Annotated in this window: 25 protein-coding genes and 1 pseudogene; 12 read left to right on the top strand and 14 right to left on the bottom strand. The window is 70.5% G+C overall.

Annotated features, from left to right (window positions below; genetic code table 11):
- Positions 1 to 36: 36 nt before the first annotated feature.
- Both ACZ5VQ_RS33130 and ACZ5VQ_RS33125 read right to left on the bottom strand, forming a co-directional pair.
- Positions 37 to 402, bottom strand: a complete 366-nt coding sequence (locus ACZ5VQ_RS33130; protein WP_359718653.1) for a cupin domain-containing protein — start codon at positions 400 to 402, stop codon at positions 37 to 39.
- 164 nt (positions 403 to 566) lie between these two features.
- Positions 567 to 2,063 (bottom strand): metallophosphoesterase family protein, encoded by a 1,497-nt coding sequence (locus ACZ5VQ_RS33125; protein WP_469108163.1) that lies wholly within the window; start codon positions 2,061 to 2,063, stop codon positions 567 to 569.
- Positions 2,064 to 2,141: 78 nt separating this feature from the next.
- On the opposite strand from ACZ5VQ_RS33125, the gene ACZ5VQ_RS33120 reads away from it, so the two are divergent.
- Genes ACZ5VQ_RS33120 through ACZ5VQ_RS33110 form a run of 3 tightly spaced genes read left to right on the top strand, consistent with a single transcriptional unit; the run spans position 2,142 to position 4,127 of the window.
- On the top strand, positions 2,142 to 3,107 hold the full coding sequence (locus tag ACZ5VQ_RS33120; protein WP_469108162.1) for an LLM class F420-dependent oxidoreductase: 966 nt from the start codon (positions 2,142 to 2,144) through the stop codon (positions 3,105 to 3,107).
- Between the two features lie 37 nt (positions 3,108 to 3,144).
- Positions 3,145 to 3,663: a hypothetical protein gene (locus ACZ5VQ_RS33115; protein ID WP_469108161.1), complete on the top strand. Its 519-nt coding sequence runs from the start codon at positions 3,145 to 3,147 to the stop codon at positions 3,661 to 3,663.
- Positions 3,660 to 4,127: a GNAT family N-acetyltransferase gene (locus ACZ5VQ_RS33110; RefSeq protein WP_469108160.1), complete on the top strand. Its 468-nt coding sequence runs from the start codon at positions 3,660 to 3,662 to the stop codon at positions 4,125 to 4,127. Before ACZ5VQ_RS33115 ends, ACZ5VQ_RS33110 begins: the two co-directional genes overlap by 4 nt.
- Before the next feature lie 228 nt (positions 4,128 to 4,355).
- Here the strand turns inward: ACZ5VQ_RS33110 and ACZ5VQ_RS33105 are convergent, their stop codons facing one another.
- The 3 genes from ACZ5VQ_RS33105 to ACZ5VQ_RS33095 all read right to left on the bottom strand — a co-directional run bounded on the left by ACZ5VQ_RS33105 (position 4,356) and on the right by ACZ5VQ_RS33095 (position 6,152).
- Positions 4,356 to 5,096, bottom strand: coding sequence for a hypothetical protein (locus ACZ5VQ_RS33105; RefSeq protein ID WP_469108159.1), 741 nt, complete (start codon positions 5,094 to 5,096; stop codon positions 4,356 to 4,358).
- Complete coding sequence (locus ACZ5VQ_RS33100) at positions 5,083 to 5,637, bottom strand: RNA polymerase sigma factor (protein ID WP_469108158.1); 555 nt, start codon at positions 5,635 to 5,637, stop codon at positions 5,083 to 5,085. Before ACZ5VQ_RS33100 ends, ACZ5VQ_RS33105 begins: the two co-directional genes overlap by 14 nt.
- A 224-nt stretch (positions 5,638 to 5,861) precedes the next feature.
- On the bottom strand, positions 5,862 to 6,152 hold the full coding sequence (locus tag ACZ5VQ_RS33095; protein WP_189841982.1) for a zinc-ribbon domain-containing protein: 291 nt from the start codon (positions 6,150 to 6,152) through the stop codon (positions 5,862 to 5,864).
- A 201-nt stretch (positions 6,153 to 6,353) separates the two neighbouring features.
- On the opposite strand from ACZ5VQ_RS33095, the gene ACZ5VQ_RS33090 reads away from it, so the two are divergent.
- The gene (locus ACZ5VQ_RS33090; protein WP_469108157.1) at positions 6,354 to 6,695 is read left to right on the top strand and encodes a VOC family protein; all 342 of its coding nucleotides are present in this window, start codon (positions 6,354 to 6,356) and stop codon (positions 6,693 to 6,695) included.
- A 341-nt stretch (positions 6,696 to 7,036) separates the two neighbouring features.
- Positions 7,037 to 7,909: an endonuclease/exonuclease/phosphatase family protein gene (locus tag ACZ5VQ_RS33085; protein WP_469108261.1), complete on the top strand. Its 873-nt coding sequence runs from the start codon at positions 7,037 to 7,039 to the stop codon at positions 7,907 to 7,909.
- Positions 7,910 to 7,928: 19 nt separating this feature from the next.
- Here the strand turns inward: ACZ5VQ_RS33085 and ACZ5VQ_RS33080 are convergent, their stop codons facing one another.
- The 3 genes from ACZ5VQ_RS33080 to ligA all read right to left on the bottom strand — a co-directional run bounded on the left by ACZ5VQ_RS33080 (position 7,929) and on the right by ligA (position 11,100).
- Positions 7,929 to 8,411, bottom strand: coding sequence for a pyridoxamine 5'-phosphate oxidase family protein (locus ACZ5VQ_RS33080; RefSeq protein ID WP_469108156.1), 483 nt, complete (start codon positions 8,409 to 8,411; stop codon positions 7,929 to 7,931).
- 1 nt (position 8,412) lies between these two features.
- Positions 8,413 to 8,880: a hypothetical protein gene (locus ACZ5VQ_RS33075; RefSeq protein ID WP_469108155.1), complete on the bottom strand. Its 468-nt coding sequence runs from the start codon at positions 8,878 to 8,880 to the stop codon at positions 8,413 to 8,415.
- A 102-nt stretch (positions 8,881 to 8,982) separates the two neighbouring features.
- Positions 8,983 to 11,100 carry an NAD-dependent DNA ligase LigA gene (ligA, locus tag ACZ5VQ_RS33070; protein WP_469108154.1) on the bottom strand — a complete coding sequence of 706 codons (2,118 nt, stop codon included), beginning with the start codon at positions 11,098 to 11,100 and terminating at the stop codon, positions 8,983 to 8,985.
- 191 nt (positions 11,101 to 11,291) lie between these two features.
- On the opposite strand from ligA, the gene ACZ5VQ_RS33065 reads away from it, so the two are divergent.
- A complete protein-coding gene (locus ACZ5VQ_RS33065) occupies positions 11,292 to 12,308 on the top strand; it encodes a sigma-70 family RNA polymerase sigma factor (protein WP_469108153.1) in 1,017 nt (338 codons plus the stop codon).
- Positions 12,309 to 12,378: 70 nt separating this feature from the next.
- A complete protein-coding gene (locus ACZ5VQ_RS33060) occupies positions 12,379 to 13,161 on the top strand; it encodes an SDR family NAD(P)-dependent oxidoreductase (RefSeq protein WP_469108152.1) in 783 nt (260 codons plus the stop codon).
- Between the two features lie 138 nt (positions 13,162 to 13,299).
- On the opposite strand, the gene ACZ5VQ_RS33055 is transcribed toward ACZ5VQ_RS33060, so the two are convergent.
- Positions 13,300 to 13,728, bottom strand: a complete 429-nt coding sequence (locus ACZ5VQ_RS33055) for a winged helix-turn-helix transcriptional regulator (protein ID WP_469108151.1) — start codon at positions 13,726 to 13,728, stop codon at positions 13,300 to 13,302.
- On the opposite strand from ACZ5VQ_RS33055, the pseudogene ACZ5VQ_RS33050 reads away from it, so the two are divergent.
- Positions 13,706 to 14,431 (top strand): annotated as a pseudogene (locus tag ACZ5VQ_RS33050) (SDR family oxidoreductase); the annotation flags it as partial. The gene ACZ5VQ_RS33055 and the pseudogene ACZ5VQ_RS33050 sit on opposite strands and share 23 nt — an antisense overlap.
- Positions 14,432 to 14,885: 454 nt before the next feature.
- Here the strand turns inward: ACZ5VQ_RS33050 and ACZ5VQ_RS33045 are convergent.
- The 3 genes from ACZ5VQ_RS33045 to ACZ5VQ_RS33035 all read right to left on the bottom strand — a co-directional run bounded on the left by ACZ5VQ_RS33045 (position 14,886) and on the right by ACZ5VQ_RS33035 (position 18,226).
- Entirely contained in the window at positions 14,886 to 15,293 is a 408-nt protein-coding gene (locus tag ACZ5VQ_RS33045; RefSeq protein ID WP_469108150.1) for an MmcQ/YjbR family DNA-binding protein, read from the bottom strand.
- Positions 15,294 to 15,306: 13 nt separating this feature from the next.
- Complete coding sequence (locus ACZ5VQ_RS33040) at positions 15,307 to 17,388, bottom strand: SpoIIE family protein phosphatase (protein WP_469108149.1); 2,082 nt, start codon at positions 17,386 to 17,388, stop codon at positions 15,307 to 15,309.
- Between the two features lie 391 nt (positions 17,389 to 17,779).
- The gene (locus ACZ5VQ_RS33035; protein WP_469108260.1) at positions 17,780 to 18,226 is read right to left on the bottom strand and encodes an ATP-binding protein; all 447 of its coding nucleotides are present in this window, start codon (positions 18,224 to 18,226) and stop codon (positions 17,780 to 17,782) included.
- 306 nt (positions 18,227 to 18,532) lie between these two features.
- Between ACZ5VQ_RS33035 and ACZ5VQ_RS33030 the strand changes: the two genes are divergently transcribed.
- The 3 genes from ACZ5VQ_RS33030 to ACZ5VQ_RS33020 all read left to right on the top strand — a co-directional run bounded on the left by ACZ5VQ_RS33030 (position 18,533) and on the right by ACZ5VQ_RS33020 (position 20,565).
- The gene (locus tag ACZ5VQ_RS33030; RefSeq protein WP_469108148.1) at positions 18,533 to 19,405 is read left to right on the top strand and encodes a helix-turn-helix domain-containing protein; all 873 of its coding nucleotides are present in this window, start codon (positions 18,533 to 18,535) and stop codon (positions 19,403 to 19,405) included.
- A complete protein-coding gene (locus ACZ5VQ_RS33025) occupies positions 19,402 to 19,653 on the top strand; it encodes a DUF397 domain-containing protein (RefSeq protein ID WP_143642426.1) in 252 nt (83 codons plus the stop codon). The genes ACZ5VQ_RS33030 and ACZ5VQ_RS33025 overlap by 4 nt, the downstream gene beginning before the upstream one ends.
- Positions 19,654 to 19,737: 84 nt before the next feature.
- Positions 19,738 to 20,565 (top strand): SAM-dependent methyltransferase, encoded by an 828-nt coding sequence (locus tag ACZ5VQ_RS33020; RefSeq protein WP_469108147.1) that lies wholly within the window; start codon positions 19,738 to 19,740, stop codon positions 20,563 to 20,565.
- Positions 20,566 to 20,699: 134 nt separating this feature from the next.
- Here the strand turns inward: ACZ5VQ_RS33020 and ACZ5VQ_RS33015 are convergent, their stop codons facing one another.
- Complete coding sequence (locus ACZ5VQ_RS33015) at positions 20,700 to 21,260, bottom strand: GNAT family N-acetyltransferase (RefSeq protein ID WP_469108146.1); 561 nt, start codon at positions 21,258 to 21,260, stop codon at positions 20,700 to 20,702.
- A 90-nt stretch (positions 21,261 to 21,350) separates the two neighbouring features.
- Positions 21,351 to 22,781, bottom strand: a complete 1,431-nt coding sequence (locus tag ACZ5VQ_RS33010) for an FAD-binding oxidoreductase/lyase (protein ID WP_469108145.1) — start codon at positions 22,779 to 22,781, stop codon at positions 21,351 to 21,353.
- 146 nt (positions 22,782 to 22,927) lie between these two features.
- Here ACZ5VQ_RS33010 and ACZ5VQ_RS33005 point away from each other — a divergent pair, with 146 nt between their 5' ends.
- Complete coding sequence (locus ACZ5VQ_RS33005) at positions 22,928 to 23,824, top strand: helix-turn-helix domain-containing protein (protein ID WP_469108144.1); 897 nt, start codon at positions 22,928 to 22,930, stop codon at positions 23,822 to 23,824.
- Positions 23,825 to 23,862 lie beyond the last annotated feature (38 nt).

The raw sequence follows: 23,862 nt of genomic DNA, 5'->3' as shown, positions 1-23,862 counted from the left end.
CGTACGATCCGCCGGGGCTCACGTCGGCCCGTCGGATCAGCCCTCCTTGGCCTTCGCGTACTCCGTTGCCATGCCTCCGGCGAAGTCGTACACCACCGCGGGTTCGTCTCCCACGACCCAGGCGTCGTGACCGGGAGGGCAGACGAAGACGTCGCCGGGGCCGACCTCGGACTCCGCGCCGTCGTCCATACGGATCCGCATGCGGCCCTCGACGACGTAACCGTTGTGATGGACCTGGCAGCTCTCGGTGCCTGCGATCGGAGCCACGGACTCGGACCAGCGCCAGCCCGGTTCGAACGTCGCCACGGCGAAGTCGAGCCCGGTGAGGTGGACCGCTTCGAGGTGGCCACGAGGGAAATCGCGCCGCTCGTCCGGCTTTTCGACCGCCTTGACCTCGATCATGACGGCTCCTTCCCGTCTGGCCTTGCTCAGCATTGGCGGGAGGTCGGTCACCGCCTCGCGACGACCCGGCCGAACCTCTCCTCTCCATCGTCTGCCCGTCCGCCCCGTTCCGCCATTCGGGGGACGGAAGCCCGGCGGAAGGCAGCAGGGAGACGCAAGCCTTTCTACAGGGGGATGGTCACCTCGTCCTCGACCGGCGGGTCGAGTTCCTGCTGCCGGTTGCCCGTCGCCGAGAAGCAGCGCAACCTGACCGAGTCCGGAGTGACGTCCAGGCGCAGGAAACACTTGAAGAACGGCGGGCTGTACGTCGCCGACCCCGGGGACAGCAGCTGCGTATACGCCTTGCGCACGGGGAGGCGGAAGCGGGCGGTGCGGTCCGGACGGCCGCCGGCGCCCAGCAGACTCGCGACCAGGCGGGTACGCAGGGTGACGCGAGCGGGCGAGACCTGAGCGCGGGTCGGGCGGATACCGAGCCGCTTCGCGATGACAGTGGTGGCTTCGCCCTCGGTGAGAGTGAAGAAGCGCCGCATGCGCAGCCGGCGTCCGTAGAGCCTGCTGTAGAAGGCGAGCGAGTCGCCGCGCAGCGGGTAGCAGCGGAAGTCGTCCTCGGAGACACCGGCGACCGAGACGCGCGGAATGGTGTGCGTGGCGTGCATGAAGGCTCCGCCGCCTCCGGCGACCACGTACTGGATGGTGCGGCCGTCCACCGTCACCGGATAGCGCTGGTAGTTGTGGATGTCACCGCCTATCGCGGCCACATAGTGATGGTCCGGGTCGCGCACGATGTCGTCGACGGTCCCGCCGCCGTCGATCGGGCAGGGGTGATGCTCGGCGTCCACGTACAAGGGCGAGCCGGTGATGAGGATCTTCGGGGCGTCTCCCTTCGACACCTCACGGAGCCAGCGGCCCTGATCGGCGTCGACCGTCCCCAGCAGACCGGTGTCGATACCTATGATGCGCACCGGCCCGGCGTCGACGGCCCAGTACGGGCCGGGCTGCACAGCCCGTTGGGCCGGCGCCGAGCGCAACTTCCTTGCCTCGGCCAGGCGTTGCTCGTCGATGGCACGCGGCTTGTGCCACAGCCGCGACCGCAGCCAGGCGGGCGTCAGGGTGCGGGGCGTGTCTTCCGGCGGGAGGGGCGGGGCCTCGCAGAAGACCCGCATGAAGCCCTGCAGGTCCTCGTACCAGTCGTGATTGCCGGGTATCGCGTAGATGGGTGCCTGGTAGTCCTTGTACGGGCGGTAGAACTTCGTGCCGTAGTCGTCGGTGGTGCCGACCGGATAGACCACGTCACTGGCGAGAACCGCGAACCGCGTGTCCTGACTGACCTTCAGAAAGCCGGGGACGACGGCGTACTGCGGGTCGTCGCCCTCTCCCGTGTCCCCGATGACCATGAAGGAGAAGTGGTCCGGATCGTTGCGCCGGACCACTTTGTCGGCGGGTGCCCGAGCGACGGTCCGCAGTTCCACCCAGCGGTTGCGGGTCCGGCCGGTGGGATCGCCGAACCAGGAGGCCAGTACGCCGTTGCGGGCGGGCCAGAGCGTCTTCGGGTTGAGCCAGGAGAGCTTCTCGACCCGGTGCGGCATCAGCTGCTTGTAGTAGCCGCGTTCCGCGGTGCCCCAGCCGGCGCCCTCGGCGGTGTCGCGTGAAGAGTGTGCCATCGGTGCACGGTAACAACGCCCTCGTCCGATGATCCTGTCGGGGCCGTCGAGCGGCAGGCAGCAACTACCGTGCTGTGTATGGACATCAGTGTGGTTGCCGCGGCACGGGAGGACGACAGCCCGGTCGACGAGCCGTTGCGGGTGGCCGCGCTCGCCGACCGGCTCGGATACCGCGAGGTGTGGGCCGGTGAGGGGCCCACCTGGGACGCGTTCGTACTGGCCACGGCGATCGGGCTCGCCACCGAGCGCGTCACGCTGACCGCCGGACCCGTCCCCGTCTCCGTACGGGACCCGCTGACGATCGCCAGAGGCGCGGCGTCGGCCGCCGCGGTGATCGGCCGACCGGTCGGGGTGGCGCTGGGGACGTCCAGCAAGCGGGTGGTCGAAGGCGTCCACGGCCGGCCCCGCACCCGGCCCGCCGCCGCACTGGCACAGTCCGCCGAGGCGGTACGCGGCCTGATGCACGGCGAAACCGGCGAGGAGATCGTGCCCGGAAGCACCTTCCGCCGACGTCAGCAGCCGCCCGGAGGCCCGCTCACCGTGGCGGCGTTCGGGGACCGCGCGATCGCCGCGGCCGCCGCACACTCCGACCGCATGCTGCTCGACGTCGTCTCCCCGGAACAAGTCCGCACCCTGCGCGCCAAGTTGACCGCAGCCGCCGAGCTCGCCGGACGGACACCGCCGAGACTGGGCGCCTGGCTGCCCGCGGCCGTCGACCCCGAACCCGAGTCCCTCCGGCAGATCCTGCGGAGCATCGTCGGCTATCTGACCGTTCCGGGATACAACGACGTGTTCGCCGCGGCCGGCTTCGGCGAGGCGGTCGATCTCGCCCGCTCCGACGCGACCGCGGACACCCTCCTCGCAGCACTCCCACCCGAGGCCGCCCACACGCTCGCCCTGGTGGGAGATGCCCCGACCGTCCGTGCCCGCATCGACGCGTACGCCGCGGCCGGCCTGGACGAGATCGCGGTTGTGCCTGCTACCGCGGGTGACCCGGCGGGGGAGCGGACACTCACGGCGTTGGCGGACCTGGTGTCCGGGTGATGGAGACGGACGAGGCCCACCCCTGCATCATGGCCGGATGAGTGATCGTGAGGAACTGCCGACGGCGGTCGACGCGGAGGCGCTGCTCGCGTTGGCCGAGGGATACCACGCCCGCGGGACACGGGCGTTGGGCACCCGCGAGGCCAGTGGGCATCTGGTGAAGGTGTACGCGATCGAGGCGCCGGGGCGCGTCGTGACGGAGCGGGACGAGGCGGCGGCGCTGCGGATCGCCGGAGCGCATCTGGCGCTCGGGCGCATCCGGGGGTCGCTGGGACTCGCCGTCCTGCTCGTGCACGCGGGAGGCGACGGGGACTATGTCCTTGTCTCCGACTGGATCGAGGGGTACATGTCCGACCTGGCGGTCTTCTCCGGTCCGGCAGGACAGCCCGACCTGTTGCGGCCCGGGCGGGTCGGCCTCGCCCCCTGCGTCTGGGAGGCCGCCGTCCTGGCCCATGAGCGCGACGCGTTCACGCGGCACGTTCTTGACGGCAGTGGCCCTGTCACGGATCGGCTGGCCGCGTGGGGTGCTGACACCACGGCGGGAGACGTCCGATGACCGGCGCTCCACGTGTGAGGCACGCACGCCCCGCCGACCTGCAGCGTGTCGCCGAACTGGCCGCGGAACACGCCGCGTACGAGAAGTCCGCACCGCCCGTTCCCGACCTCGCCGAACGGCTCCAGGTCCTCCTCTTCGGCACGCCGACACCGCGGTTGCGGTGCCTCGTGGCGGAGTTGCCCGACGGCGAGGTCGTCGGCTACGCCACCTGCGCGCCCGAACTCTCCACCTGGGAGGGCCGCGAGTACCTCACCATGCAATGTCTCTTCCTCCGCGACGGCAACCGGAGCCTGGGCCTCGGCGCCGCGCTGATGGACGCAGTGGTGGCCGAGGCACGGGACCTCGGTCTGACCGAGGTCCAGTGGCAGACCCCCGCGTGGAACGAGGGCGCGATCCGCTTCTACGACCGCCTCGGCGCACGCGCCAAGGAGAAACTCCGCTACTTCCTGCCAGTGCAGGGCTGAACCGGCAAACCGCCGAACCGTCCGCTCGCCCGCCGCGGGCCGGCTTCTTCCTGCTCAGGAAAGGGGCGCCGTCGACCCCCTGATCACCACCCGGCAGGGCAGGGTCTCGATCCCCGAACGCCGCGCTCCGGCGATCGCGGTGAACAGGGCGTGCGCGGCGGCGACGTCTGTACGGCGTCCGGCTCAGGACTGCGGGCCGGACGCCGAAGCGGACGGGCCTGGGGCGGCCTACGGCCAGTGGACGGGGGTGCCGTTCTTGTGATCCCCGAGAAAGATGACGCGTTCCGGCTCGTCGATGAGGCCGATGTCCGCGCAGGGGCCCTCCGGTTCCTTGTCGGCCGTCTGGAAGTGGCGTGCCTCCCAGCCGTCGAGGCCGTACCGGGTGAAGAGCTCGCTCATCACCTTCCTGAGCTCGGGGTGGGGGATGCAGGTGCGATCGGCGAAGCGTTCCTTGAGGTCGGCACGGAGGCGGGAGAGGCCGAGCTGTTCCCGCGTCGGCCCGAGGTAGGGGTCGGCACGGTGGCGTGCGCACTGGTCCTTGCCGCCGGGGTAGACCTTGATGGAACCCTGCAGAGAGCTGTCGACGCATGCGGTGAGCACGTCGGGCGCCGGTTGGCCGAACATCCCGGACCACTGCTGTCGGCATACGGCCACCGGATCGTCCGCCCCGGGGTCGAAGCCGACGACAGCATCCCCCTGGGCGGGGCCCACGCAGACCAGTCCCGTCGAATCCAGGGTGTGTCCCTTGCCGTCGCCGGCCACCCAGGCGTACGTCCCCGCGGTCGCGCCCGCCACGACCAGCGCCACCACCGGAGCCATGATGAGGGTGCGCCTGCGCCGCTGCCGGGTGCGTCGGCGCACTTGGGCGAGAATCCGTTCCGCGGTGGGCGAGTTGGGGTCCGTGGCCGAGTCGCCGGGATCCGGATCGCTGTTACGGAGCATTCGATCGAGCACGTCATCGCTCAGCATGGTCCTTCTCCTTTGACGGATCCTGGTGCGGGTTCGCCGTGGCGAGGCGTTGACGCAGTCGCTGTCTGGCCCGGTGGAGGCGGGTGTCGACGGCGCCGACGGAGATGCCCAGCACGGTCGCGATGTCGTTGCGGGACAGGACGTCCCAGTACGCGAGGCGCAGCAGTTCCCGGTCGGCGTCCGAGGCCTGTGCGAGGGCCGCCGCGAGGCCGTCGCCCGCGTCTTCCGCGCCATACGGGTCGGCGGCGGGCGGCGGATCAGGCTCCGCCCGTTCGGCGACCCGCATCAACAGCCGAGCCCAACGCCGTTGACTGCGCGCCTGGTTGGCCAGCACCCGGCGTGCGATGCCGAGCAGCCACAGCACTGCTTCCTCGTCATCGGCGGGCAGTTGCCGCCTCTTGCGCCAGGCCACCGCGTACACCTCGGCGACCGCGTCGTGCGCCGCCGCCTCACTCGCCCGGCGCAGGCAGTACGCCATCACCCGGCGGAAGGTCTGCCGGAACAACTGCTCCAGCCGTTCACTCCGCTCATCCGCGTTCATGCCCAGCAATGTCCACCACGCCCCGATGCCTTACGGCTCTCCGTCACCTTCCTGATCCGACCATCGTCCTGATCTTGACCACTGGCGGCCCGCAGCGGTGTTGAGGCAGATACCGGGGCCAACGCCTTCCGGCTGGGGTGGGCTCTCCTGAGGTCCGCCGGTCCCGGCCCGGGCGCTGTCCGCCCAGGCCGGCGACCTGCCCTCGCCCTCGCTCCCGGCCCGATTCAGGACTGGTACGGCTGCTGCTGCGGCTGCCCGTACGGCTGACCGCCCTGACCGCCCGCACCCTGAGCCTGCAGCTGCTCCGCCTGCTCCTTGGTCACCTTCTGCTCCGCACCGCAGAAGGTGCACTGCGTCTGGTACTTCGTCGAGAACGGGAACAGCGGCACGAAGAACAGCGTGAACTTCGTGACGCGCTTCCTGAGCGTGTGCGCGGAGGGATTGCCGCAGTGCCCGCACACCAGCGTCAGTATCGCGAGCTGGTACAGATATCCCTTGGTACCAAAGATGATCATGCTGTCGTTTCCTCCCGGGTCAACGCCCGCCGACACACAGCCGACGAACAACGAGGCGCACTCACACAGGACAGTCTCGTGCACGTCGATCTGTCCGGCGGAGGCCGTCCATATTGTCGCTGAGCAGAGGCGCCGCCTGCTTCGAGGCGATCAGTTGCGGGACGCTCGGCCCGAGTGGGGCTCCCTCGCTAGCATGGCCAAATGGCCGTCGACCTGTTTGCAGGGATTCCCGTCAGTGACTACGCGAGGGCGCTGGCCTGGTACGAGCGGTTGTTTGGAACTCCGCCGACATACGTAGCCGGCGACACCGAGGCTGTGTGGGAGCTCGCGGAGCATCGTTCGGTGGCCGTCGAGCATCGGCCTGAGCATGCGGGCCACGCCCTTCACACCGTCTTCGTCGATGACTTCGACGCCCGTGTGGCAGGGATGGCCGACCGGGGAATCGAGCCGACGAAGCGGGAGACGTACGGCAACGGTGTGCGCAAGGCCACGTATCACGATCCCGAGGGGAACGAGATCGGGTTCGGTGGGGCTCCGGTCTGATCGGCAGCCTTGGACGCAGGGGACCGGACTCGGGCCGAGAGGCGCTCGCCGGCCGCTGCCTTGAGGGTCCTTTGCTCGCCCACTGGAACCTGATCTTCGGACTGCGCGTCGTACAGGGCACATCGTGCTCATGGATGTGGCGCGGGGACGGGGCCGGGGCAGATGGGCGGGACGTGGGGGAGCAGGCGAACAGCCGGGTGGCGTCGGGGGCGAAGGCCGTGGCGGTCCGCCGGTGGCTGAGGGCCGTTGAATGGCGGCGGTTGGGGAAGGGCACGGGAAGCCGGTCGGCCTGGGCTCGTGGGCGTGTTCTCGCGTTGTTTGCCGTGCTGACCGCCGGGCTGATGGCGTTCCACTCCGTCGTGCCCAATGCGGTGGGCCGCCTCGGCAGCCTGCTGGAGACGTTTCTGCCCTGGCTCGGCCTGGCCGTACCTTTGCTGCTCGTCCTGGCGCTGCTGCGCCGCTCGGCCGTCGCGCTGGTGGCCCTGCTGTTGCCCGTGGCGGTCTGGGGGAACCTCTTCGGCGGGATGGTGCCGGCCGGGGAAGACCGTGACGCGCACGACATCGTGGTGGTCCAGCACAACGTCAGTGACGAGAACAGCGACCCCGAGAGCACCGCGAGTGCCCTGATCGAGGCCGCACCGGACGTCGTCGCTCTGGAGGAGCTGACGCCCTCCGCGTTGTCCGTCTACGAATCGGCTCTAGGAGCGGACTACCCCCACCACGCGGTCGAAGGAACCGTCGGACTCTGGTCGAAGTATCCGCTGTCGGACGTCCGGCCGGTGGACATCAAACCGGAGGGGATCCCGGAGGGCTGGAACCGCGGCCTGCGGACCACCGCACGCACGCCACAGGGCGATATCGCGGTGTACGTCGCCCACTTGCCCTCGGTCCGCATCCGATGGAACGGCCTCGGTTCCGGTTGGCGGGACGAGAGCGCCGGCCTGCTGGGCGAGGCCATCGCCGCCGAGAAGCTGGCCAAGGTCATCCTGCTGGGCGACCTCAACAGCACGGTGGACGACCGCGGGCTGGACCCGGTCACCGAGCGGCTGGACTCGACAGGGCGAAACTTCGCCTTCAGTTGGCCCGCGACCCTCCCCGTCGCCCGTATCGACCACGTCATGACCCGCTCGATGGTGGTCACCGACATCCGCACCCTGCCCGCCACCGGCAGCGACCACCTCCCGATCGCCGCCGACATCGAGTTCGGACCCTGAACCCCCCGCACGCGAGCGATCAGGTAGTGAGCTCGACAGGCACGCGATGATCCGGCTGCCCGTCCTTGGCGAGCATCGAATGCTCATCGGCGACCGCGCGGTAGAGGGCCAGACCGGAGACGCCTTGAGCGTCTTCGATGTCGTCGACCGTCCACACCCGGCCGCCATGTGTGACCGAGCGGCGGGAGAAGACCGCAAGCGCGTCCTCCGCGTCCGCGGCGTCCACCGCGGCAGCGACGGCGGACATGTACACGCCCTGTCCGGTACCGATCGCCACCGAGGAGTCGAAGACCACGATGCCCACCTGAGGGTGTACGGCGATGTTGCGTGAGTGGGTGGCCCGCGGCGAGGAGACCCAGAAGAACTCGCGGTATCCGCGGTGGGCGAAGTACACCGGGGAACTCCACGGCATTCCGGCGTGGTCGGCGGTGGCGAGCACCATGTACCTGTTCGCGTCGACGATGCCGCGTGCGACCTCGGCCGGTGATCCGCTGAACGCCATCTCAAAGACTCCTGCGGTAGGTGAGCGCGAAGTCGTGCTCCCAGGTGGTCGAGTCGTCGTGCGAGGTCTCCCAGGTGCCACGAATGGTGGTGCCGTCGTCACCGACCTGTCCGGTGAACCGCTGCCGGAAGTCCAGCGGCGAGAAGTCCGGCGTCTCGCGCAGCAGTCGCCACACTCCGTCGGCGAAGCTCATCGCGTACAACCGGGAGACGCCCCGTGAGTCGAAGTAGTGCTGCGTGTACGCGCCCGTCTCCGGGTCGGTCGCGATGATCGCCATGCTGTCCGGGGCCTCGGCCAGCGAGATCTCCGTGCGCTGGACCAGGAAACGTCCGTCCAGGGTCCACTCGAAGACGCTGCGCGCGGCAGGCGTGTCCAGGCCGGGAAAGTCGGCCTCCACCACCCACTCGCCGACCAGAACGTCCAGCCTCTCCAAGGTTTCCTGCCGTGCCGATCCGTCCATGGTGGACATCTCCTCCTTGTCACTCGCCGACGCTCGTCGGATGTAGGACGACCTCGGCGGGAGAAACTCATCGGTCCCACGCCGGGCTACGCCGCTCACACGAGCACGGGATCAGTCGACGAAGTCCGTGACGAGGGCGGCGAACTCGTCGGGCGTGGCCAGCCGGACGCCGAGGGATTCGGCCTTGGCACGCTTGGATCCGGCGCCCTCACCGGCGACGACCATAGTGGTCTTCTTGGAGACACTGGAGGATGAGCGGCCCCCGGCGCGTTCGATGAGCTCGTTCATCTGGTTGCGGCTCAGCTTCTCCAGCGGCCCGGTCATCGCACCGGTGACGACCACGGTCATCCCCGCGAGCGGCCCGGCCGCCTCGCCCGCACCGCTCTCCTCGCCCTTCTCCGCGACGCTCCCCTCGCCGCTGTCCTCGTTGCTCTCCGCGGCCGGCTGGGGCGGGGTGGCGCCGGGCTCGGTCATGTTCACCCCGGCCGCGGCGAGTTTGTCGATCAGCGGGGCCAGCTCGGCAAGTTCGGCGACGATCGACGGGGCCTTCTCGGTGCCGATGCCCTCGACCCGCTGCATCGCTTCGGCGTCGGCGGCGCGGATGAGGTCCATCGTGGCGAAGTACCGGGCGATACGCCGGGACATGGACCGGCCGGTGCCGCGGACCCCGAGTGCGCACAGCACCCGCGACAGCGGTCTCCCCTTCGCCGTGTCGAGCGCGGCAAGGAGGTTGTCGGTGCTGGTCTCGCCCATCCGCTCCAGACCCAGCAACTGGTCGCGGGTGAGGGAGAACAGGTCGGCGAGATCCTTCACCAGGCCCGCCTCGACGAGCTGCACGACGCGCGTGTGGCCGAGGCCTTCGATGTCGAGCTGGTCGCGGCCGGCGGCGTACGAGAGGGCGGCGACCAGGTGACAGTTGCGGCCGTTCTCGCAGCGCCAGCGCTGCTCGCCGGTGTCGATGCCGGCACCGCAGCGCGGGCACACCTCGGGGAAGACGATGGGCTGTTCGTCACCGGTGCGTAGATGGGCGACCGGGGCCTCGATACGCGGGATGACGTCACCGGCGCGGTGAACCATGACGTGGTCGCCCAGGCGCAGATCGCGGCGGGTGATGTCGGCCGGGTTGTGGAGGGTGGCGTACGTGATGGTGGCGCCGTCGATCTCCACCGGTTCCAGCACCGCGCGCGGGGCGATGATGCCGGTGCGGCCGACGTTCCACTCGACCTCCAGCAGCCGGGTGATCTTCTCCACGGCGGGCAGCTTGTAGGCGATCGCCCAGCGCGGGGCGCGTGAACCGGAACCGGCGGCCTGCTGGTCGGCGGCCAGGTCCGCCTTGATGACGATGCCGTCGATCCCGAACGGCAACTCTGCCCGCAGCGCGGCGATCTCGCGCACCCGGTCCAGCACCTGCTCGGCGGTCTCCGCGGTGACGCCCGGCACGGCAGTGGTCGCGGTGGTGTTCACCCCGAGCCCGGCGGCCCGCACCATGAGATCGCTGTGCGCGCTCTCGCCCAGCCGCTCCGCGAGCTCCGCCTCGGTGTCGGCAAGAGGCAGCAGGCCGTAGCCGAAGAACGTCATCGGCACCGTGTAGGCACGCTCCTTGGCCCGCAGGGTGCCCGCCGAGGCGCCGCGCGGATTCGCGAACGGCTGCCCGCCGTGCGCGGTCCGCACCTCGTTGGCGTGCTCGAACTGGGTGGTGGTCATGAGGATTTCGCCGCGCACCTCCACGGTGACCGGCTCGGCCAGCTCCTGCGGCAGTCCCTCGATGGTGCCGATCGCGTGCGACACGTCCTCCCCGGCCGTGCCGTCGCCCCGGGTGATCAACCGGTCCAGACGCCCGCGCGTGTAGCGGGCCGCGATCGCCAGACCATCCAGCTTCGGCTCGACACTGAACCGCTCCGCCTCGTGGCCGATGCGCCGGGCCAGCGACGCGGTCCAGGCGGTGAAGTCCTCGGCCGAGAACACGTTGTCCAGGCTCAGCATCGCCACCGTGTGCGGCACATCCCCCTCCACCGCGCCCCCGGCGACCTTCCCGCTCGGGGAATCGGGCAGAACCTCGTCGGGATGGCCGGCCTCCCACGCCGCGATCCCGCGCACCAACCGGTCGTAGGAGTCGTCGTCCAGCACCGAGGTGCCGCCCGCGTAGTAGGCGGCCGAAGCCTTCACCGCGTCCTCGACCGCCTGCGCGTAGGCGGCGGCATCCACGATCACTGCAGCTGGTGTCGTCATGCCCGTCATCTTGCCTGCCACCACTGACAACGCCCCGGTGTCGGCGTACCCGCCCATGCATTCAGCCGCCTCGGTGAGCTCGCGGTGTGCGATAGGGCGCGGCACCACGGCCGACGCCCTTCGCGCGGCATCCCGGCTGGCACAATGACGGCGCATCAGCCCCGAGACACCGCCGCCCGGGAGGCATCGTCGTGCCGCAGCAGACCGACACCGACTCCGGCTTCGCCGAGCTCCTGGAGCCGTACCGCCGCGAACTGCAGGTGCACTGCTACCGCATGACCGGCTCGTACGACGAGGCCGAGGACCTGGTCCAGGAGACGTTCCTGAAGGCCTGGCGGAGCCGGGAGGCGTACGAGGGCCGGGCGAGCGTACGCACCTGGCTGTACCGCATCGCCACCAACACCTGCCTGGACCACCTGCGCCGCCACCAGCGAACCCCGCACCCGTACGAGCGGCTGCCCGGTATGGAACACGGCAAGGGCGAGCCGCCGACACGGATCGAGTGGCTGCAGCCGTACCCCGACGAGCTGCTCGCCGACATCCCCGCCGAGGAGGCGGGCCCCGAGTCGCAGGCGCTGTCGCGGGAGACGGTCGAACTGGTCTTCCTCGCCGCGCTGCAGCATCTGCCGCCGAGGCAGCGGGCGGTGCTGATCCTGCGGGACGTGGTGGGCCTGCCGGCCACGCAGACCGCAGGGCTGCTGGACCTGTCCACCGCCTCCGTCAACAGCGCCCTGCAACGCGCCCGGCCCGCACTGCGCGAGCACCTCCCCGCGGGCCGCCGTACGGAATGGGCGCCTGCGGCCGCGCCGACGCGGGAGGAGCGCGAGGTGGTCGAGCGCTACCGGGACGCGGCCGAGCGGCTCGATCTGTCCGCGATGGCGGAGCTGCTGACCGCCGACGCGAAACTCACCATGCCGCCGAACCCGTTCTGGTTCGTCGGACGCGACGCGATTCTCGCCTTCGTCGGCCAGACCCTCGACCCGGCCTCCCCGATGTACTTCGGCAAGTGGCGTCACCTGCCGACCTGGGCCAACGGGTCCCCGGCGGTGGGCGGATACGTCCAGCGGCCGGGGACGACCGTCTACCGCGCCCAGACCCTGGACGTCCTGCGCATCGAGGACGGCCGCATCGCGGAGATCACCACGTTCGAGCCGCACCTGCTGCCGGCTTTCGGGCTGCCGCTGAAGATTTCCGAACAGGAGCGATGACTGACGCGTCCGCCGTGCGTCTGTATGGCCGACATCTTCGGATCACGACAGCTGCGGACCAGGAGCCATCATGCTGCTGCAGGACAAGAACGCGATCATCTACGGGGCCGGCGGGGGCATCGGCGGTGCCGTCGCCCGGACCTTCGCCCGTGAGGGCGCCCGTGTCTTCCTCGCCGGGCGCACGGCGGCCAAGCTGGAGGCGGTGGCCAAGGACATCGAGGCGGCAGGCGGCCGGGCGCACGCGGCCGTGGTCGACGCACTCGACGAGCGGTCGGTGGAGGAGCACGCCGACACCGTGCTGGCGGACGCGGGCTCGGTCGACATCTCCTTCAACCTCATCACCCGCAACGACGTGCAGGGCACGCCCGTAGTGGACATGTCGGTGGCCGACTACACCGCCCCGGTGACCGCCGGCATCACCACCAACTTCATCACCGCCCGGGCCGCGGGCCGCCGCATGGCCGAGCAGGGCTCCGGAGTGATCCTCGCCCTCAACAGCGGCTCAGCGCACGCCAGTCCGATGATGGGCGGTACGTGCCCCGCGGACGCGGCGATCGACACGCTGATCCGCGCACTGGCACAGGAGCTCGGCCCGAAGGGCGTACGGGCGCTCGGACTGTGGGTGGCCGGAGTACCGGAGACCCTGACACCGGAGAAGCTGGGCGCCGTGAACCCGGCGATGGCGAGTCCCGAGGCACTGCGGGGCATCCTCGACACGCTGGACGGCCTGCGCATGCTCCCCGCGTCACCGCGGCTCCAGGAGGTCGCGGAACTGGCCGCGTTCCTCGCCTCGGAGCGGGCCGGAGCGGTCACCGGAACGTGGGTGAACGGGACCGCGATGTTCACGAGCTGAGGCGTCCGGCACGTGAGGACGAGGTCTGCCGCGCCCACCGGAGAACACCGGCCCGGCGACGACCGAGCGGGTTCGGGTGACGCGGCGGCCTCGGCTCGTTCGTCACCGGTGGCCCGAACGCCGCTGGGCACCCACGCCCTACGCCTCCGCGGCCGGGCTCCCCGGCCGCGTCGCGTAGCGGCTGCGCATGGCATCGCCGGCCGCCGGCCCCGCCGCGAAGACATAGTCGTCGCTGTCGTCGAGCCGACGGCCGGTCCTGGCGTCGACCACGACGGGCTCGACCTCCTGGCCACTGTGCGCGTCGACGAGGATCATGCTGCGCTCCGCCGCCGGGAGCCGGGAGTTGCCCCACGCGGCCAGGGTGACGATCACCGGGCGCAGGGAGTAACCGAGTTCAGTCAGTACGTACTCGTGGCGGACGGGGTTGGTCTGGTAGGGCCGGCGCTCCAGCAGCCCGTCCTCCACGAGTGTCTTGAGCCGGGTGGTGAGCATGCTGGAGGAGATGCCGAGGCTCTCCTGGAACTGGTCGAAGCGGGTGTAGCCGTCGAAGGCGTCATCGGCCGCCATCGCCGGACGCCTCGCCCGGGCCGGTGCGACCGTGCTCGTCACCGCCCGCAGCCGCCCCGGCGACGTCGAGGAGAAGACCTTTGTCGGAGCCGATCTGTCCACCGCCGAGGGTGCCGCCCACGTCGTCGCGGAGGCGGGCGCTCGTCTGGGCGGTGTCGACATCCTCGTCAACACCCTCGGCGGGTCCCGGGCACCTGCCGGCGGCTTCGCGGCGCTCGGCGAGGACGACTGGAGCAGGGAGCTGAACACGAACCTGCTGGCCGCCGTCCGTCTGGACCGTGCCCTCCTGCCGCACATGATCGCCGCCGGCAAGGGCGTGATCGTGCACGTCACATCGATCCAGCGCCGCATGCCGCTGTGGAACGGAACCCTGGCCTACGCCGCCGCCAAGGCCGCCCTGACCACCTACAGCAAGGGCCTGGCCAACGAGGTCGCCCCGCAGGGCGTCCGCGGCAACTCCGTCTCGCCCGGCTTCGTCCAGACGTCGGCCGCCGACGACCTCGTCGTCCGGATCGCCCGCGAGGCAGGCATCACCGAGGAGGCGGCGCTGGTCCGGCTCATGGACTCCCTCGGCGGTATCCCGCTCGGCCGCCCCAACCGGCCCGAGGAAGTCGCCGAACTCGTCGCCTTCCTCGTCTCCGACCGCGCCTCGGCCATCGTCGGCGCCGAGCACGTCATAGACGGCGGCACCACCCCCACCGTCTGTCCCGTCCCCACCATCACCCCCTCCACAAGGAGTGCCATGCACGCCAACCAGCCCCGGACCATCGCCCTGGACGCCCTGCCCGAGGTGATCACCCGCTATCTGACGGCGCACCGCGCCCACGACACCGCCACCGCGGTCACGGCGTTCACCGGCGACGCCACGGTGGTCGACGACGGCAAGACGTACGAGGGCGCCGCAGCGATCGAGGGATGGCTGGGCGGAGCCGCCACCGAATTCACCTACGCCATCGAGCTCACCAACGCCCGGCAGACCGACGCGGACCACTACATCGCCACCCAGCACCTCGAAGGCGACTTCCCCGGCGGCACCGTCGATCTGCACTACCGGTTCACGCTCCGCGACGGCCTCGTCGAACGCCTGGTCATCGAACCCTGAGGCCGCGGACTCGTCGGCTGCCATCCGTTGCCGGGCAGCAACTACCGCGGCTGCGTCAGCCCTTGGGGCGGTGTCCCGTCGCGACGAGTGCCTCGGGCAGGTCCCCGACCTCACCGGCGGCCGCCGTGTCCGCGGCTGCTGCCTGCGCCGCCAGTCGCTTCGGGGCGTGCGCGAGCCAGGCGCGACGCACCCAGTGGTTGAGCTGCTGATCGTTGACGTCCGCGATCGGAAGGCGTACGCCGATGGGCGTCGCGCCGCGGGTCAGCCGCGCGGCGGTCGGGTGCGCGGCAAGGACCTCGTCCGCGTCTGCCGCGGGGAGGTGAAGGTGCATGTGGTCGTCCCTGCTCAGCGCGGCGAACCGCTTGTCGCGCACGGTGAACGACTTCGTGCCGGGGCCGGTGCTCCGCTCCGCCGTCCCGGGGAGCGAGAGCGCCGTCCTGCGCAGCGGGGCGAGGCTGGTCATGGGGGACGGATCCTTACGCCTGTGGCTGGGCGCGGGCGATGAGCAGGGCCACGTCGTCGTGGTTGTCGGGGTGGTGCAGGGTGCTCAGGAGCAGGTCGCAGACGTCCTCCAGGGGGCGCGTGGGGTCGCCGAGGAGGTCCAGGAACGTGTTCAGACGGTCGTCGAGGTCGTGCTGGCGCGTTTCGACGAGTCCGTCGGTGTAGAACACGAGCTGGTCACCCGGATCGAGATCGACAGTGGTGGTGGAGAAGGCGACGCCGCCCACGCCCAGCGGCGCCCCGGTGGGCAGGTCGAGCAGTTCGGGAGGGTGGCCGACGCGGACGCGGGCCGGCGGCAGGTGCCCGGCGTTGGCGATCCTGCACTGGTTCTTGTGGGGGTCGTAGACGGCGTACACGCAGGTGGCGATGGACTCGTCCAGGCCCCCGGTGGTCTTGTCGAGGTGCTCCAGGAGCCGGGCGGGATCGAGGCCGAGCGAGGCCAGGGTGCTCGTCGCGGTGCGCAGCCGGCCCATGGTCGCGGCCGCGTTGATACCGCTGCCCATCACGTCACCCACGACGAGCGCGGTCTTGTCGCCGTCCAGGGGGAGGACGTCGAACCAGTCGCCGCCCACCTCACCGGCCGCTCCGGCGGGCTGGTAGCGGGAGGCGACCTCCAGACCGGCGGTCATGCGCGGGTGGCTGGGCAGCAGACTGCGCTGCAGGGCGACGGCGGTGTTGCGGGCGTTCTGGTACCAGCGGGCGTTGTCGATCTGCACGGCCGCACGGGACGCCAGCTCCCGGGCCAGCACGAGGTCGTCGTCGCTGAAGGGCAGCGGGTTGCGCGTCCGCTTGAGATCCAGTGCACCGAGCACCTCGCCGCGCGCGACCAACGGCACCGCCAGGTACGAGTGGACGCCCGCCCGGCCCAGGAGCACGGCCGCCTGGGGGTCCTGGGCGATACGGAGCAGGTCCTCGTCCTTCACCTGCGACACCATGACCGGGCTGCCCGTGCGTATGCACTGGGTGACGAGGCGGTCGGAGCCGTACCGGGCCGTCTGTCCGCGAGGAGCGGCCTCGTCGGTGGCCTCGGTGGCGGCGTGATCGGCCCGGACGGCCAGAGTGCGGATCAGGGTGGGCTCCGTGGGGCCGAGGTCGCTGCGGCGGCCTTCCACCACCGCCTCCAGCAGGTCCACGGACGCGATGTCGGCGAGCTCAGGCACGGCGACGTCGGCGAGTTCACGGGCGGTGCGGTCCAGCTCCAGCGTGGTGCCGATCCGGGCGGAGGCGTCGGCGATGACCGTGAGGCGTCGTCGCGCCGTCTCCGCCTCGATCGCCGAGCGGTGCCGCTCGGTCACGTCGACGACCGAGACGGCGACACCCAGCACGGTCTGCAGGGAGTCCTCCAGCCGGTAGTACGAGGCCGACCAGGCATGGTCCTCGTCCGGGTCGGCCGGGGTCCGGCCGATCGTGGGCTGTTCGACGACAGGGACACCCGTATCGAGGACCTGGCGTGCCGCGGACTCTATGGCCTCGGCGTCCAGGAACGGCAGGGCCTCGCGGATCGTCCGGCCGACGTGCTCCGCGGCGGAGATGCCGTTGATCCGCTCCAGGGCCGGGTTGACCGACACGTACCGCAGGTCCCTGTCCAGGACCGCCAGCCCGATCGGCGACTGCGAGACCATCTGTACGGAGAGCGCGACATCCCGTTCGAGGCGGTGCACGGTCGACTGATCGGCGGCGAGCCCCAGGGCGTAGACGCCACCGCGGTCGTCCAGGAGCCGCATGTTCCGGAACTCCACGAGCCGGGTGGTGCCGTCCTTGTGCCGGACGGGAAAACCGCCGGCCCAGCCGCGACCGGTGTCCATGACGTCGGTGAACAGCTTCACGGCCAGGTGGACGTGCTGCTCGTGCACCATCAGCCGGGCCGCGTACTCGCCCAGTGCCTCCCGTGCCGTGTAACCGAACAGTTCCTCGGCCTGCGGGCTCCACAGCACGACGCGTCCCTCGGCGTCCAGCACCACCGAGGCCACGCCCAGCACGTCCAGCAGCGCGCTCGGCCGTAACGGCCCGCGGACCCGTTCGTCGTCGTCGGACACGGGAATTCCGGCTGCGCTCATTGCAGGCACCGCTTTCGCCCGTTTACGCGGCACGCCGTTCCCTGTGCCGACTGTCCCCTGTTCTACCGTGCCCACCGTTTCCTCCGGTGCCGTTCTCGTCTGCCTTCACCATCTCCCAACACAGCAGTGGTTGTCCGGCGAAGACGTCACGGAAATGGCGGGGAGATCCGGGCGCAGGGCACCGCGCCTCCGCGCGGGCCACCACTCCGACAGCGTGATCAGGGGTCTCAGGCGTCACAGTGGTCACTGACCGCATGCGAAAGGTCGCGGTCCGTGCGGGCCCCGGGGCGCGCTTCCGGTGGGTCCGTTTCCGCGGGGGAGCGGGGGAGCGGCTGATGCCGACGGGCGCCGTGCCCGCCGGCATCCGGGAGGGGTGTGGAACCCGGTGGGTTCAGACGCCGTCGGTCAGGGTCGCCCAGACCGCGTGACCCCCGGTGAGCGTGGAGCGGTCGACTCCCCAGGTGTCGGCCATGTGCTGTACGAGGAGCAGCCCGCGGCCGTTCTCGTCGTCGGGGCCCGGATCGCATCGGGGCAGGAGGCGGCCCGTGCGGTCCTGGTCGTGCACCTCCAGGCGCAGGCCCCCGTCCGCGATGAGCCCGACGCCGCACAGAATCCGCGTACTGACCGTGTGCAGTACGGCGTTCGTGGCCAGCTCGGACAGGAGCAGTACGGCGTCCTCCCGCAACTCGCAGGGCAGGCGCCAGGCGGTTAGCCGCTCGCCCAGCGTGTTGCGGGCGATCCTGACGCTGGTCCGGTGCGCCGGGAGTTCGAGCCAGTGTGCTGTGTCCGGGTTCGTGGAACCTAAGAGCCGAAGGGAGGGGGTCGTGTGGGGGGACACGGTTATTGCCTTCCAACAAGGAGGAGTGCTGGGAGAGTTGGGGATCACGACCTTCGGCTCCGTCCGGCGGGGTGTTCCGGCGGCCTGCGGTCCGAACGCTGGGGTGCGCCAACTCCACGGGGCGTGGCGGGTGTTGACGACGATGCGCGCGCGTTCGGTGGGATCGCTCACAGAACTAACTATGCTCGTAGCTCAGTTCACGCTGCAACCGTCTCCCTGATAATTTCAGCAAGGCGGTATCTGTCTGGTGGCATCAGCAAGTCGATGTCAGACTCGTACTGGTGACAGTTCCTCAGGAGGTAGGGCGTGAGCGAAGCTCGTTCGGGCGTCGGCACCAGTGCACCCACCGTTCTCCGCATGATCCTGGGCAGGCGGCTGCAGGAGCTGCGGCAGGGCGCGGGAGTGTCGCTGGACGACGCGGCGAAGGCCCTGCACGTGAAGCCGCTGACCATCCGCCGGCTGGAGAAGGCGGAGGTCGCCCTCAAGACCCTCTACGTCGAGAAACTGCTCCAGACCTACGGGGCCGCGCAGCAGGAGGTCGACGAGTTCGTCACCCTGGCCGAGCGGGCCAACGAGCCCGGCTGGTGGCACGCGTACCGCGATGTCGTGCCCGACTGGTTCAGCGCGTACGTGAGCCTGGAGACCGGCGCAAGGACACTGCGCACCTATGAGCCGCACTACGTCACCGGACTGCTGCAGACATACAACTACGCGCGTGCCGTGCTCCGAGGGGGCTTCCCCAACGAGAGCGACGAGGACCTGGGGCGGCGGGTCGATCTGCGGCTGCGCCGGCAGGGCCTGCTGGAGAGACCCGACGCGCCCACGTTATGGGTCGTGATGGAGGAGACCGTACTGCACCGGATGGTGGGCGGTGCCGAGGTGATGCGGGAGCAGATCGAACGGCTCCTGGAGGTCTCGGAGCTGGACCATGTGAGCGTCGACGTCGTGCCGTTCACCGCGGGGGCCCACGTCGGGGCCTGCGCCCCTTTCACCTACTTCCGGTTCGAGGAGCGGGAACTGCCGGACATCGTCTACAGCGAGATCCTCTCCGCCTCCGTGTACCTGGACCAGCGCTCCGACGTCGCCGGTCATCTGGAGGCGCACAACCGGATGTCCTTGCTCACCTCGTCCGCGGACAGCAAGGCCCTGTTGAACCGCATGCGCAAGGAGTACTCATGACCACCACCGACGGAAGTGTGTACAACGGAATGCCCGCGTCGGAACTCGGCGAGCAGGGCTGGGAGCGTCCGTGGAGCGGCCCCAACGGGGGGCAGTGCGTGGAGACGAAGCAACTCGCCGACGGCCGCGTGGCGCTGCGCCAGTCGACCGATCCCGCCGGCCCCGCGCTGATCTACACACCGCAGGAGATCGCCGCGTTCGTCGCCGGCGTCAAGAAGGGCCTCGCCGATCATCTGGCGGCCGGCTGAACCACACCACGAACGGGCAGAACCCGGGTCGGCCCTGGCTACGACCCGCCCGGCACGCCGACGTACACCACTGAAGGGGCAAGAATGAGCAACTCCCAGGCCGCGCGGGACATCGACACCAGCAGGCCGCACTCCGCCCGTATGTACGACTACTACCTGGGCGGCAAGGACCACTTCGACATCGACAAGCAGGCGGCGGAGTCGGTCGCGGCGGCCTATCCCGGCATCTTCGTGTGCGCCCGCGAGAACCGGGCCTTCATGCACCGCGCCACCCGGGTCCTCGCACGGGAGCACGGCATCCGCCAGTGGCTCGACATCGGCACCGGTATCCCCACCGAACCGAACCTCCACCAGGTCGCCCAGAGCGTGGTCCCCGAGGCCAGGGTGGTCTACGCGGACAACGATCCCCTCGTCCTCAAGTACGCCGAGCGCCTGATGCGCAGCACCCCCCAGGGTCGCACCACGTACATCGAGGCGGACGCCAACGACCCCGAATCACTCCTGAACGCCCCCGAGTTGGCCGACGTCCTGGACCTGGGCCGACCCGTCGCGCTGTCCCTGAACGCCCTGATGCACTTCGTCACCGACGCCCAGGACCCGTACGGGATCGTCGGCCGCCTGCTGGCCGCCCTGCCCTCCGGCAGCGCGCTGGCCCTGAGCCACTGCACACCCGACTTCGACCCGCCCACCTGGGAGAAGGTCACCGCGATCTACACGGGCGCCGGCACGCCCGTGCAGTTCCGTTCCCAGAAGGACGTGGCCCGCTTCTTCGACGGCCTCGACCTCCTCGACCCCGGCATCACCGTCGGCCACCGCTGGCGCCTCGACGCACAGGATGACAACGCTGCCACGGAGCACCCGCCGACGGACGCCGAGGTCAGCCTGTGGACCGGCGTGGGCGTCAAGCCGTAGCCGGGGTCGGGCGGTGTGGCGCCGGCCCGGCGGCCGGTGCCGCTGTGACGCTCGCCCGTGAGGGCGTGGTGTGACGGATGAGGGTCCGGTGGGCCACTGAGTGAAGTCCGGTGGCCGCTGCGGTCCACAGACGCCTACCGCTGTCGCTGCCACTCGGTCCGGGTGAGTTCGTACTCGACCTCGCCGTGCTCGGAGCCCGCGAGCGCGTCCGGCCAGTCCTGGGTGAAGGTCCGGACGAAGGACAGCCCCGCCTTCTCCATCACCCGCCGGGATCCCGTGTTGACCGTCATGGTGTTCGCGGTGACCCGCTCGACCCCGAGGTCGGCGAAGCCCTTGTCGATGAGGGCCCGCGACCCCTCGGTGGCGTAACCGCGGCCCCAGGCGGCCTTGTTGAGCCGATAGCCGAGTTCGACCACGGCCGGGCTGTCCTCGGCGAGCGGCCGGAATTCGAACCAGCCCAGGAAAAGGCCGGTGGCCTTCTCCTCCGCGGCCCAGTAGCCACGGGTCCCCAGGACCGGATGGTCGTGCAGGAACCGCGGCAGGGTCTTCGCCCGGATCTCCTCGCGGCTCACCGGACGGCCGCCGTTGATGAAACGCATGACGTCGGGGTCTCCGTCCAGCGCGAGCAGATGGTCGACGTCGCCGTCGGTGAACGGCCGCAGCACGAGCCGGTCGGTCTCCAGGAAGATGCCCATGCCGTGATGGTCACCGCAGCCGGACGGGGCCGCCACCGGATTTCAGGAAACGTGGGGCTGACAGGCGGCCCCCGGGCTGGGCACGGGGCTTCATCCGTCGACGACCCGGAGAAGGTCGGCCCGTGAGGGTCCCGGCGGCATGTGCTGCTCCACCTCGGGGACGAGCCGGGTGACCGCGTCGGCGAGGGCCGGAGCCCGTAGCAACTGGCGGGCGCCGGGCAGGAGATGGGCCGCGGCTCGTTCCGCGCGCAGTGCGTCGGTGTCGCGCCGGGCGAGGAGAGCGAGTGCTTTGGCGCGGGTCCATTCCGGGTTCCGGTAGGGGACCCCGGCCGTGTGCCCGTCCATCTCGGCGAGGCGGTGGCGGGTGTAGGCGGCGGTCTGCTCGTAGATCCGTCCGAGGCGTTCCCTGGTCGCCTCGGCGAACCGGGTGACGAGTTCGACGGGGAGGGCGGTGCCGGTCTGCCGCAGGGCGTCCCGCAGGAGCAGGCTGTGCTGCAGGCTCATGGCCAGCCCGCGTCCCACGGTCGGCGTGGTGATGGCCCAGGCGTCCCCGACGGCCACCAGCCCGGCGACGAGGGGGCGTTGGGTGTCGTACAGGGGCCGCTTGCGGTCCGTGAGGCCGGCCATGATCTGGATGCCGTCGGTGACGGGCTGTCCGTCGAGCCAGCGGTCCGCGCCGGGGAACAGGCGCACGGCCGCGGACCAGGCGCGTTCGTTCCGCAGCGCCCGGCGAAGCTGTTGGTCGTCGCTGCGGCCGATGAGACAGAGCGAGTAGGTGCCGCGGTCGGCCGGGATGCGCAGGAGGCCGAGCGATCCGTGCTCCACCACCAGGGGAAACCGGTCCGTCGGCAGCGCGCCGTCGGCGGACCGGAAGTACTGGCTGTAGTAGGTGAAGCCGCGCCGGCCGGACTCGTCGACCGGACACGGCACGCCGATATCCCGTAGCCAGGAGGGGAGTTGGGACCTGCGCCCGGTGCAGTCGACCACCAGATCGGCCACCGTACAGCCCGCGTCGGTCTCCACTCCGGTGACCTGGGGAACGCGTTCGCCGGACCCGCCACCGTACGAGGTCCGCAGGCCCGGCGAGCTGCGCAGTCCGCGGCAGATGGTGCCCCGCCCGATGCGGATGCCCGACTCCTCGGCGACGCGCGTCGCGACGGATTCGAGGAGGGAACGCCGTGCGGCGAGGGTGTCGAACCGTTCGTCCCCGGCCGTCGGCGGACCACGGAAGGCCGGCTCGGGCGCCAGCACATTCATCCGGACGGCCCCCGCCTCCGTCATCTCCCGGACCAGGTCCGGAAGGTGGGCCTCGGCCAGCTGAAGCCACCGCGCGAGCGGGAGGTGCGTCTGGCGCAGCTGGGCGATACCGGGGCGTGGCCACTGCGACCACGCGGGTTCCGCGTCGGGCGGCGGGGGCTGCGGATCGCGTTCCAGGGCGGCCACGTCGTGGCCGTCCTGTGCGAGAAGCAACGCTGTCTGCAGGCCGCCGAGCGCGGCACCGAGTACGACGATCCTCGCCATGGTCGGTTCCCTTCCTCCAGAGATGAGTCCGTCAGAGGTGAGTCCGTCAGAGGTGAGCCCGTCGGTCGAGGCGGCTGCCTCACCATCCCCTGCCTATCCACGGCAGGGGATGGTTGGTCCTGAAGCGGCGCCCCAGACTATGAGTCATGAACGGAAAGCGGCCCCTCGGGGAGTTCCTGCAGAAACGCCGGTCCCAGGTGCGGCCGGAAGACGTGGGGCTCCCCACGTACGGGGAACGACGGCGGGTGCCCGGCCTGCGTCGCGAGGAGCTGGCGCTCCTGGCCGGTGTGAGCTCCTCGTACTACACCAGGCTCGAACAGGGACACTCGTCGAACGCCTCACCGGAGGTCCTCGACGCCATTGCCCGGGCCCTGGATCTGGACAACGCCGATCGCCTCCACCTGCACGATCTCGCCGTGGCGCAGCGCCGCCCGGCGAAGCCGCGAAGGGTGCCGCCCGAACAGGTGGCGGCGTCGGTTCGCCAGTTGGTGTCGGCCCTGACCGATGTGCCCGTGGTCGTTCTCGGCCGCCGCTGCGACGTCCTGGCCTGGAACCGGACGGGGCACCTGCTCTTCGCGGGGCATCTGGACCCGGAAAGCCCGGACCGGCCCGCGGAGCGGCCGAACATGGCGGAACTGGTCTTCTGCGACGGCCATACGCGGGATCTGTACGCCGACTGGCAGCAGAAGGCCCGCGATGTGGTCGGAACGCTGCGCCTTGCGGCCGGGCGCCATCCGGACGACCCGAGAATGGCCTCACTCGTCGGGCAGCTCCTGCTGGAAAGCCATGAATTCGAATCACTGTGGGCCGACCACCGGGTCCGTGCCTGCCCTGTCGCCGTCTACACCATGCGGCATCCGTCGGTGGGCTCGATCGAGGTGACGCAGCAGACCCTCCAGGCCGAGTCGGACCAGCGGATCGTCATGGTCACCGCGGCGCCCGGCTCGGCCTCCGCCCACGCACTCGCCCTTCTCTCCCGCACCGCGCATTCCTTGCCCGCGCCGCGCATTCCCGTTCCCACAGCGGGTCCACCTCCGCGGTGACCTCCCGCCGGATACCCCTGTTCTGATCCGGCATCAAT

It is taken from the genome of Streptomyces sp. NPDC033178, from assembly GCF_055577685.1.
This window is presented reverse-complemented; position numbering and strand designations above follow the sequence as displayed.